The organism is Chromobacterium sinusclupearum, from assembly GCF_002902845.1.
Classification (GTDB): domain Bacteria; phylum Pseudomonadota; class Gammaproteobacteria; order Burkholderiales; family Chromobacteriaceae; genus Chromobacterium; species Chromobacterium sinusclupearum.
On sequence record NZ_PPTF01000036.1, the window covers coordinates 1 to 7,319 of the forward strand.

Genomic DNA, 7,319 nt, shown 5'->3' on the forward strand with positions numbered 1-7,319 from the left:
CGGCGCGAAAGGCGCCCGGCCCTGCGGGTTTGGCCGCTTTGGGCCGGAAGCCGCGTTGCCCAGCCCTTGCATAGAATGACTATGCGTCGGACTGTGCGCCTTGCTTCCGGCCCAAATCGGCGCAAACGCGATCCACTCACCAAACGTCAACAGCCCCTAGTGCTGTCCGTGTCGGCGAGCCTGGGCTCAGGGGCGCGGCGGGGCTTGGCTGGCGAGGCTGTTATTTGGCTTGCGGCTGCACCTGATAGCAGGTGGTGGCCAGCAGGGAAGGCAGCAGTTTGGCGGCGGCATCGCGGGCGACGGAGAATCGAGCCTTATCGCCTGACAACTGACCCGCCATCACCGGCGCGCTGATCGGCACGTTATTGATCACAATCACCACCGGCTGGCCGAGAAAATCGCGCGAGGCCTGCTTCATCCTTGCGGCGGCGTCGGATTTGAGCGAGGCATCCACCAGGATGGCATCGCGTTGAATGCGTACATTGCTCTCGGTGAAATCGCAGGCGGAGTCGAAACGCAGGATATGGCCGGTGATCACCGGCTTGGCCGGCTCATCGGCAAAAGCGGCGCTGGCGATGAGCAGCGCGGCAACGGGCAGCAGAATGGATTTCATCGAAATGCTCCGGGAAGGCAGAGTTGAAGTCGCGCTCATTGTACACGGATAAGCCGCTGGCGCCGGGAGGCCGGGCGGGCAGGGGCATGGAAGGGCTGGGCGTCGCTGGCAAAAAAAATCCCGCCGCAGCGGGATGCAAGGAGGAGAAAATCTCTTACCAGAGCTTTGATCATAGTTTCTCTTCCGATCGTTCGATATCAGATGAATACGAAAAGGCGTTGCGCAAGATTGTCCGCGACCGTGTGAAGACCCGCTAAGCAAACCCCTGATCCTGCGTTGCGCCTCCTTGCCGTACTCAAGTGCTGCCTGCATCGGCGCGCCTTGGCTCAGTTCCTCTAACGAGGTTCTGTTAGCAGCTCTAAGCAACACTCCTTCCAGTCTTACTGACCACCTGGCGATCAGAAGGAAACCGAATGGCTACGCTGCAACAGTCGCGCGCTCTGCTCTAGCGTCTCCCGCACGGTCTGGCTGATCAAGTGGATCGTTTCGGTTTCCGCGTCGCGAGTCTGCGCCCGCTCGGCCTGCGTGGCTGTTGAAACCAAGGCCGGAGTCGGGCGGGTCTGCGTGGCCATGTCCTGGACGGGCATGGCGTCGGTTTGCACGGATTGATTTTTTTGCTCAGGCCTGGCCTTGACCATGGCAAGTTTGGCCTTGGCCTCCGCCGCCTCCATTTCATGCTTTTGCTTGTCCGCGCTGCGCAAGCCGGCGCTGGCGGTCGGTATGCCGCTTGCCGTAGTCAACGCGGCGCTGCCTATGGAAATCCCCAGCCCGGCGCTATGCAGCGCGCCCGTGGTGGCGACAGGCAGGAAGCCGCCGACGGCGATGGTGCCGACGGCAAGCGTCCCGCGCGCCAGCAAAGAGCCATAGGTGCCGACTTTCTTGGCGGCATCGGCGGAAGCGCCGCACTTTGTGGCCAGCCAGTTCATGAAATTGCCCAGCGAGTCGCCGCCCATCGCCATGCCTTCTCCGCCATGCGCTTTGCTATACCAGTCGTATCCGGCGCAGGCCACATCGCCCACCGCCATGGCGAAACCGACGCCGGCCAGCGCCAGCAGCGGGATGCCGGCGCCGCCGGTCAGCCCGGTGACCAGGGCCGCGGCCACCAGCACGGCGCTGGCGGCGGCCAGGGTCAACAGCTTGGCGAAGAAGCCGCGCTTGGCGATGTCTACGCCGCATTTTTTGGCTTCGGCGTCGGCCGTTTTGGCCTTGTCTTCCAGCTCCGCCAGGCTCAGCGTTTCCGGCCGGTTCTGGGTATTCGGTTGCGCAATGCCCAAGTCTTCAGGGGCGTCCAGCACCATGCCCGGAGAATTGTCGATTTTCGCATTGCCATCCAGATGGCTGATGGATGAAGAGGAAAGCCTGCTGATTGATGGATTTTCCATGTCGAGATTCCTGATCAGTGGTTTAGGTCGTCCAGCATGTTTTCCGCCCGCTGCCGCAGCGGGGTGAAGCGCGGGTCCGCGTCAGCCTGGCCGTAGCACAGCGCGATGGTGGTATCGAGCGCATCGCGCGCGGCATTCAATTCCTCCATCGCCAGCAGGCATTCCGCGATGTGAAAGGTGGCGAAGGGATCATTGGCCTGCATCGCCACGCTGTAACCGAAGAAAGTCAGCGCGTGGCGGAATTCGCCATGCCGCTTCAGCGCGCAGGCAAATGCGAACAGGAAGCGGCGGTCCAGCGGTTGCTGCAGCGCCAGAAAAGCGAAGTCGGCGGTGGCGCTGTCCAGGTCGCCGGCGCTCCAGGCGCGATAACCGCGCTCATAGATGGCTTCGAGTTCCGCCGCGCTGTAGCCCGTGATATTGCCCAGCGTGGCGCGGCCTTCCAGCACCTCCAGGCAGCGTCGCGCGGCGGCCTCGGCCTGCTCGGCCGGCGTGGCAGTTAAGGGAATGTTCAGTGACGTCATACGGCTAAGACCTTTGAGCACCTTGCATGGGGCTAGAGTGTGATGGATGGGTGTGGGAACGGCTTTGGCAAAACGGCTCGGGTTTTGGCGATTCCGCCGTCGATGCGCCGCCATCCGGCGCATATGCCGTCTCATGGTCTAGCGCTGCGGCGGGGCGGTCGCTGATCAGCAAGCCATAGGCGCAAACGTCATGGCGGCCTGCGCCGTGGCGAAACACGCCGCGCAGCGTGCCCTCGTGGGTAAAGCCCAGTTTGGCGAGCAGCCGGCGAGAGGGATGGTTGTCGCTCAGCACCCAGCCTTGAATACGGTGCAGCGGCGCGCCCAGGCCGCCGTCAAACAGCCAGGGCAGCACTTCGGCCAGGCATTCCCGCATCAGGCCCCGTCCCCACCATTCGGGGCTCAGGGCATAGCCCAGCGTCAGCACGCCGGCGCCGCGGTCCCAGTCGGTGAGACGCAGCACGCCAGCCAGCGCGCCCTGGCCGCCCAGGCGCAAAGCCATGATCCGCCCTTGCTCGGGAGCCAAGGCCAGCGCGGCATGGAACCAGCGTCTTGCCTCGTCCTCGTCGGCCAGCGCGGGCAAACCCGTCGGGGCCGCCACGCGCGGGTCGGCATAGAGCGCGCGGTAGCGCGGGTAGTCGGCGTGGGCCAAGGGCGTGGGCCGCAACGCGCAGGCTAGCGGCAGCGGTAGCGCAGCCATAGCTCGTCGTCCAGGCGCACCGGCTGCGCGCCTTCCGCCAGCATCAGTTCGGTCAGCCGGCGGCGAGTCCGGTCCAGCGCCGGGTCGCGCGGGGCGGGCAGGATCATGGCATCGACGTAGCGCAGCGCCGGCACGGCTTTGATCAGCCGCCGCAGCAGCGTCATCAGCGCGAGCACGGCCTGTCCGTCGGGCGCTTGGGCGGAAAAATCGCACAGCACCAGACGCTCGCCTTCCTGCCGATAGGTGAGGGCATAGCGCCCGGTATCCACGCGCTGTCCCAGCATGAAATCGCTGCCCAGGAAGCTCTGCGGTGCGGGCTTCAGACCATCGGCCTGAAGGAAGCGGGTGACATCGTCCATGATCCAAGCTCCTTACGACATGCGCACGCTGCTGGACAGGCGTTCGTGCGCCTGCGTCAGCGTGCTGAGGATCTCGCGCAGGTCGCTGGACACCTTGAGCGCTTTTTCCAGCGTCTCGTCGGCGCGCTTGAGCTGTTGTTCGGCCAGGCCGTGCTGATAGTCGGCCTCGGCCTGCTTTTCCTGCGCCTCCCGCAGTTCCGGATTGACGGCGACGCCGACGCTGCCGTCCACGATGCTGCCTATCCCCTTGCCGATATCGCCGGAGTGAGCCAGCCAGCTGCCCTGCGCCGCGCCGAAGGCGGAGGCCGCGCCGGCCAGCCCCTGAGCGATGCCGGTGCCGATCTGCGCCCATGCCTGCTTGTTCTTGGCGTCGAATTCGGTTTCGATGGCCTGCATCCGGGTATCGAACGAGGTTTTCTGCATCTGGAAGGCGTTGTTCTGCTGAATCTGGTTGTATTGACGCAGCAGGTCGCGCAGCTTGCCGAACAACTGGCCCAGTTGCACCATCAGTTCGTTCAGTTGGCCGATGGCGTCGCCGCCTTGATTGCCGTCCACGCTGAGTACGGGCGTGCCGCTATTGATGGCGGCTGCGTTGGTGTTTGCAATGGTGTTCATAGACTGCTCCTTGAAAGTCAGGCGATATTGGCGGCAATGCTGCTGAGCACGGCACCGGTCTTGTTCTGGGCTTCGGAACCGGCTGCCAGGGCCTTGCCGGCGCCGTCCATCAGATTGCCGATGTCTTCCTTGGCGCGTTTTTTCAGCTTTTCGAACTCGTCGAGCATGAACTGCATGAAGTTGCTTTCCGCCATCAGTTGCTGCACGACTTTCTGCAGCTCGGCGCGCTCCTTGGCGATTTCGCCCTGGAAGACGCCGTTGGCGCCTTGCAGGCTGGCGCGCGTCACGGCCTTGGCGGTGTTGGCGGCGCTCATCAGGCTGGCGTGGATCGCGGCTTTCACCACTTCGCGCTGCACCTCCTTGACCACTGACTTCGTCAACTCCTTGGCCGTGGTTTCGGCGCCGGTCTTGAGGGCCTTTTCCGCCACCGTTTCCACGGCGCGGGCCACCATCTGCTCGATGGCCTGTTTGCTGAAGGCTTCCAGCAAGTGGCCCTGGCCCAGGAAGCGGGTAGTCTGCTCCGCGATGTTCTTGGCGATTTGCTCCGAAACTTCCGCCGCCACATCGGAGGCCACCTGTTTGGCCACATCCTTGATGACTTCCTGCGCCACTTCCTTGCCTGCCGCGCCGCTGGTCTGCTTGATGGTGTTTTCCAGCAGCTCGCCGGCGCCTTTCTCCATGGCGGTTTCGGTGGCCTTGGCCATGGACTTGGCGGCCATGACGCCGCGGCCCACGCTGATGATGTCCACCATCATCCCGGCGATTTCAAAGCCCAGCTGGATCTTGCCGGCGATGTCGGCCACTTCTTTCCACTTTGCTGCGGCGTCGCCGTCTGAAACCAGGGCCATGGTTTCGGCAAACGCCTTGACCAGGCCGGAGCAGCCGGCCGCCAAATCCATGGCGCCGCCGGCCACGTCGCCGACGATGATCTTGGCCACGCCGCTGATCACCTCGGCCACCGAGACGATCCAGTCGACGATGGCGGAGAAGATGCCGGCTTTTTGCGCCTTGTTCTGGTCCTCTATCGATTTGTCTATCTGTTTGCGCAGGTCCTCGTTCTGGCGCAGGCGCAGGTTTTCCGCGCCCTGGGTGCGGATTTCCAGCGCCAGCGACTTCAGATCGGCGTTGTCGCCCAGCGATTTCACGCCCAGCAAGGCGGCGGCCAGGCTCATCGCCTCCATCGGCGTGCGTTCCAACTGGGCCAGCGTGATAGGCTTGCCGTCCACGCGCGGGCCGAAGGCATCCAGAATCCGGTTGAGCGCGCCTTCGGCCAGGCGCAGCGTAACGGACTCGCGCGGGCGCGGCGGCGATTGGAAAGCATGCTCCTGGCCGCGTTGTTGGTCGCGCGGGCCAGGGGCGGCGAGCGGATCCAGCGCGCCCGCGCCTACCCGGCCGACGTTGCCGGCTGGCGGCGCATCTTCCGTGCGCCGGGCATCCCCCAGGCCGGCTGGGGAGAAGTTGTCGATGATGGTGTTCATGCGTGTTCCTCCTGAGGGAGAAGGGCGGCCTGGCGCAGGACCTCGGCCTTGATCGCGGCGTGTTCCGGTTTGCTGGCGCACCACTTGAGCGCGGCGGCGAAGGCTTTGCCCGCCTGCTCGGGATGGCCGGCCAGCTGGTGGCTGAGTCCGGCCAGATAGGCCGGGCGCGGGTCATCCAGCCGCAACAGCCCGGCTTGCCCGAAACTGAACACGGCCTCCTCGTGTTCCGACAGACGCTGGCAGGCGAGGCCCAATGCCAGCCAGTAGTCGAATTGCCAGTGCGACAGGCGGGCCAGCATCAGGTAGAAACGCTTGGCCCCCGCATAGTCGCCGGCGTCGAACAACTGGCAGGCATAGGAATAGACGCTGTCCAGATCGGCCGGGTCCAGATTGACCAGCGCCTGCAGCGTGCCGCCTTGATTGAAGAAGTCGCGCACGGTATCGAGGTCGTCTTGCTCGGTCATGTCCTTCTCCTTGTTGGCTTTAGCGGATGTTTTGCGAGATGGACTTGTTCATCTCGGCCAATAGCGACTGCATGCTGTTGATCAGGCTGACGCAGACGTTGTAGGACTGCATGGTCTTCTGGATCTGCAGCTGGGCCTGGGTGACGAAGTCGGAGCAGCGGCCGGAGTCGGTTTCCAGCGCGCCCTTGATTTCATTGAGCTGGCCCTTGCCCAGGCCGCCGGAGGCCTCGACCAAGACGTCGGCGATGTGCTGCATGTGCTCGCGGCTGATGTTCTGGTAGCTGCGTTGCCCCACTTCCGGCAGCCCCCAGATGTAGTCGGCGCATTTTTGGCCATCCACCTTGATGCCGTGCTCATCCATATAGCTGACCACGTCTTGCCAGCTGTCCGAGCGCATTCCTTCCGGGCCGGCCTGGGCGATTTTCTCGCGCAGCTTGTCCAGAAAGGGCAGGGCTGGGTTATTCGCCTTCAAGTAGTCGTCGATGGATTTGCCGCCTACCGCGATGTTGTGATCCTTCAGGTACTGGATCACCTCCGGCGGCAGCGGCGCCTTGTCGCCGGCATTGACCAGCTTGGAGAGGATGGCGTCCACCTGGTTGGCGGCTTGCTGGGAGTCGCGCGCGCGGTCGGCCTTGGCGCTCATCTGGTCGTATTTGCCTTGGGCAAGGTCGGAGAACAAGCTCATGAACTTGTACAGCACCGAAATGCCCTGCGACATGATGGAATCGCCCTGGCCGGCCTTGCGGTCGACATAGGCGCCGTAGTCGGGGTTGGCGGAAACTCCCCCGATTCCGGCGAAGCTGCTTGCTATGCTCATGGCGCGCGTCCTTAGCGGATGTTCTGGGCGATGGACTTGTTCATTTCGGCCAGCAGGGACTGCATGCTGTTGATCAGGCTGACGCAGACGTTGTAGGACTGCATGGTCTTCTGGATTTGCAGCTGGGCCTGGGTGACGAAGTCGGAGCAGCGGCCGGAGTCGGTTTCCAGCGCGCCCTTGATCACGTCCAGCTGGCCCTTGTTCAGGCCGGTGGCGTTGCCTTGGTCATCGAATTTGCAACCTATGCTTTTGAGGTAGTCGTCGATGCTGCCGCTTGTGTTTTTGCCGTCGTTCTGCACCGTGACGCTGATGTTGTGGCTTCTCAGGTAGTCAATGACTTCCTTGGGCAGGCTGCCCGTGCTGCCCGCATCCT

Annotated in this window: 10 protein-coding genes and 1 pseudogene; 1 reads left to right on the plus strand and 10 read right to left on the minus strand. The window is 63.8% G+C overall.

The window, feature by feature from the left end; all coding sequences use genetic code 11:
• Positions 1-220: 220 nt before the first annotated feature.
• Positions 221-613 (minus strand): SecDF P1 head subdomain-containing protein, encoded by a 393-nt coding sequence (locus C2134_RS09955; RefSeq protein ID WP_103319695.1) that lies wholly within the window; start codon positions 611-613, stop codon positions 221-223.
• Between the two features lie 23 nt (positions 614-636).
• Here C2134_RS09955 and C2134_RS09960 point away from each other — a divergent pair, with 23 nt between their 5' ends.
• Entirely contained in the window at positions 637-870 is a 234-nt protein-coding gene (locus C2134_RS09960; protein WP_146042127.1) for a hypothetical protein, read from the plus strand.
• A 141-nt stretch (positions 871-1,011) separates the two neighbouring features.
• Here the strand turns inward: C2134_RS09960 and C2134_RS09965 are convergent, their stop codons facing one another.
• The 9 genes and pseudogenes from C2134_RS09965 to C2134_RS10005 all read right to left on the minus strand — a co-directional run.
• A complete protein-coding gene (locus tag C2134_RS09965; RefSeq protein WP_103319700.1) occupies positions 1,012-1,995 on the minus strand; it encodes a hypothetical protein in 984 nt (327 codons plus the stop codon).
• Between the two features lie 14 nt (positions 1,996-2,009).
• Positions 2,010-2,516 carry a SycD/LcrH family type III secretion system chaperone gene (locus tag C2134_RS09970; protein WP_103319703.1) on the minus strand — a complete coding sequence of 169 codons (507 nt, stop codon included), beginning with the start codon at positions 2,514-2,516 and terminating at the stop codon, positions 2,010-2,012.
• Positions 2,517-2,520: 4 nt separating this feature from the next.
• Entirely contained in the window at positions 2,521-3,213 is a 693-nt protein-coding gene (locus tag C2134_RS09975; protein ID WP_103319705.1) for a GNAT family N-acetyltransferase, read from the minus strand.
• Positions 3,189-3,572, minus strand: coding sequence for a type III secretion system effector protein SseE (gene sseE / locus C2134_RS09980; RefSeq protein WP_103319707.1), 384 nt, complete (start codon positions 3,570-3,572; stop codon positions 3,189-3,191). The genes C2134_RS09975 and sseE overlap by 25 nt, the downstream gene beginning before the upstream one ends.
• A gap of 12 nt (positions 3,573-3,584) precedes the next feature.
• Positions 3,585-4,187 carry a type III secretion system translocon protein SseD gene (gene sseD / locus C2134_RS09985; RefSeq protein ID WP_103319709.1) on the minus strand — a complete coding sequence of 201 codons (603 nt, stop codon included), beginning with the start codon at positions 4,185-4,187 and terminating at the stop codon, positions 3,585-3,587.
• A 17-nt stretch (positions 4,188-4,204) separates the two neighbouring features.
• Positions 4,205-5,665, minus strand: coding sequence for a type III secretion system translocon subunit SseC family protein (gene sctE, locus C2134_RS09990; RefSeq protein ID WP_103319711.1), 1,461 nt, complete (start codon positions 5,663-5,665; stop codon positions 4,205-4,207).
• Positions 5,662-6,129, minus strand: a complete 468-nt coding sequence (locus C2134_RS09995) for a SycD/LcrH family type III secretion system chaperone (RefSeq protein ID WP_071110374.1) — start codon at positions 6,127-6,129, stop codon at positions 5,662-5,664. The genes sctE and C2134_RS09995 overlap by 4 nt, the downstream gene beginning before the upstream one ends.
• 19 nt (positions 6,130-6,148) lie before the next feature.
• Positions 6,149-6,946 carry a secretion protein EspA gene (locus tag C2134_RS10000; protein ID WP_103319713.1) on the minus strand — a complete coding sequence of 266 codons (798 nt, stop codon included), beginning with the start codon at positions 6,944-6,946 and terminating at the stop codon, positions 6,149-6,151.
• An 11-nt stretch (positions 6,947-6,957) separates the two neighbouring features.
• Positions 6,958-7,319, minus strand: a pseudogene (locus tag C2134_RS10005) (hypothetical protein); the annotation flags it as partial.

Coding starts and splice junctions, on each gene's coding strand:
- C2134_RS09955 (WP_103319695.1), bottom strand. CDS start 613: ATGAAATCCATTCTGCTGCCCGTTGCCGCGCTGCTCATCGCCAGCGCC.
- C2134_RS09970 (WP_103319703.1), bottom strand. CDS start 2,516: ATGACGTCACTGAACATTCCCTTAACTGCCACGCCGGCCGAGCAGGCC.
- sseE (WP_103319707.1), bottom strand. CDS start 3,572: ATGGACGATGTCACCCGCTTCCTTCAGGCCGATGGTCTGAAGCCCGCA.
- C2134_RS09995 (WP_071110374.1), bottom strand. CDS start 6,129: ATGACCGAGCAAGACGACCTCGATACCGTGCGCGACTTCTTCAATCAA.
- sseD (WP_103319709.1), bottom strand. CDS start 4,187: ATGAACACCATTGCAAACACCAACGCAGCCGCCATCAATAGCGGCACG.
- C2134_RS09965 (WP_103319700.1), bottom strand. CDS start 1,995: ATGGAAAATCCATCAATCAGCAGGCTTTCCTCTTCATCCATCAGCCAT.
- sctE (WP_103319711.1), bottom strand. CDS start 5,665: ATGAACACCATCATCGACAACTTCTCCCCAGCCGGCCTGGGGGATGCC.
- C2134_RS10000 (WP_103319713.1), bottom strand. CDS start 6,946: ATGAGCATAGCAAGCAGCTTCGCCGGAATCGGGGGAGTTTCCGCCAAC.
- C2134_RS09975 (WP_103319705.1), bottom strand. CDS start 3,213: ATGGCTGCGCTACCGCTGCCGCTAGCCTGCGCGTTGCGGCCCACGCCC.